At 75.1% G+C, this 1,758-nt stretch carries 2 protein-coding genes; one reads left to right on the top strand and one right to left on the bottom strand.

The genetic code is table 11. The features are described 5' to 3' along the window. On the top strand, positions 1-348 hold a 348-nt coding region (locus FNQ90_RS21985), incomplete at its 5' end, for a PucR family transcriptional regulator (protein WP_182607941.1). A 34-nt stretch (positions 349-382) separates the two neighbouring features. On the opposite strand, the gene FNQ90_RS21980 is transcribed toward FNQ90_RS21985, so the two are convergent. Beyond that, positions 383-1,468: a DUF3533 domain-containing protein gene (locus FNQ90_RS21980; protein ID WP_228471475.1), complete on the bottom strand. Its 1,086-nt coding sequence runs from the start codon at positions 1,466-1,468 to the stop codon at positions 383-385. Between the last annotated feature and the right edge of the window lie 290 nt (positions 1,469-1,758).

Below are 1,758 nucleotides of genomic sequence, written 5' to 3'. Positions count from 1 at the left end.
GAGTTGGCCTCGCACGTGCTGCTGCTGCCGTTCGTCCCCGCCGAGGTGCGGCGCGCCTTCACCGCGCGGCTGCTGGATCCGCTGCTGGCCCACGACCGGCGCCGGCGCACGGAGCTGCTGCCGACGTTGCGGGCCTTCCTGGAGAGCGACGGTTCCTGGAGCCGGTGCGCCGACCGTCTCCACGTGCACGTCAACACCCTGCGCTACCGGATCCGGCGGATCGGGGAGCTGACCGGGCGCGATCCGACCCGGTGGGAGGACCGGGTGGACTTCTTCCTCGCCCTGCGCATGCACCTTCCGGTCGACCCGCCGCCGGGCGGCGGGTCGACCGGGGAGCGCGCCCGGTGATCGTCGAAACGCGCCCGGTCGGCGACACCCGTGATCAGGACGGCCGGCGGACCCTCCGGGAGGAGGGGGCTCCCGCGCGCAGCGTCGTCCGGAGGACGGCGGCGCCGACCGCGATCACCACGCCCACCACCGCCCACAGGATCAGCACCAGCAGCGGCCCCCCGATGGCGTTCCCGTCGAAGTAGACCAGCGAACGCACCGCCGAGGTGCCGGCGCCCGGTGGCAGGAAGGGGCCGATGTCCCGCCAGAAGGGCGGCAGCAGTGGTGGGGCGTAGGCGCCGCCGGAGCTGGGGTTGCCGAGCACCACCACCAGGGCGATCGCCAACCCGACCCCGACGACGCCGACCAGCCCCTGGAGCGCCATGGTGGCGGCCCCGGTGGCGAAGACGAGCAGCGCGCCGAGGGCGGCCAGGGCGATCGGTGACCCCGGCAGGGCACCCAGCACCGGATCGACGATCAGCATGCCGCCGATGCCGGAGGCCACGGCGCAGATCGCGAGGACCGCCAGGCGCACCACCGCCCGGGGCGGGTTGGAGGGATGCGCCCCGGCGCTGACCGCCATGACGGCCGCGCACAGGTAGCCGCCCACGCACCATCCGACCACCAGGTAGAAGGGGGTCAGGCCGTTGTTGTCGCCGGCGTCGGCGGGCACCACGTCCTCGGTGCGCAGTTCCCGGCCGGTCTCCCGCGCCACCGCCCCGAGCACCCGCTCCAGCGCGGGGGCGAGTGCTCCGCCGGCGGCGGTCGTGACCAGCAGGGTGTCCGTTCCGTCGCCGCCGACGACCAGGGCACCGTCGACTTCCCGGCGTTCGATCAGGTCGCGGGCGGCGTCGGCGTCGTCGACGCCGCGCACCGGATCCAGCGGTGAGCCGGGCAGGTCCTCCAGTTGTCCGACGATCTGCTGTCGCTGCTGTTCGGGTGCCGCCACCGCGATGGGGATGTCGCGCGGTACGGGGTTGTGGAAGGCGCCGACGTAGGACAGGACGAAGGCGAGTTGGAGCGTGAGCACCCCGATGATCAGCAGGACGGCCCGGGTGGTGACGGCGCCGGCCGGCGAGGAGGGGTCGGACGCGGTGTCCGGCCGCTCCCCCGGCGCGCCGGTGTCCTCGGATGTGGCCATGGCACCTCCTGTCCCGGGGCCGCGGGGCGACCGCGGCCGGGCGGTGACCGCCCGGGGCTCCCCCGGGCGCGCCGGCGCGGCGCCCCGGAGGTCGGTGGGCCTCCGTGCGCCGCTCCGTTCCCCGTCATGGTGGTCGCGGACCCCGGTCCCGGCACGCGGTGCCGGTCCGTCCGAAGTAGGGACGGCGCACGAGTCGGGTGGCCACCCGGGCAAAAGCCCCATGGAGGGGCGAATGGTGAGTGATGGCCGGAGCCCGGGGGAGCCCCGGGCTCCGGCCATCACTCACCATT

The sequence above is a fragment of the Streptomyces alkaliphilus genome, from assembly GCF_014141535.1.
In the GTDB taxonomy this organism is placed as follows: domain Bacteria; phylum Actinomycetota; class Actinomycetes; order Streptomycetales; family Streptomycetaceae; genus Streptomyces; species Streptomyces alkaliphilus.
The sequence above is the reverse complement of the archived record's forward strand: the minus strand, read 5'-3'. Positions and strand labels throughout refer to the sequence as shown.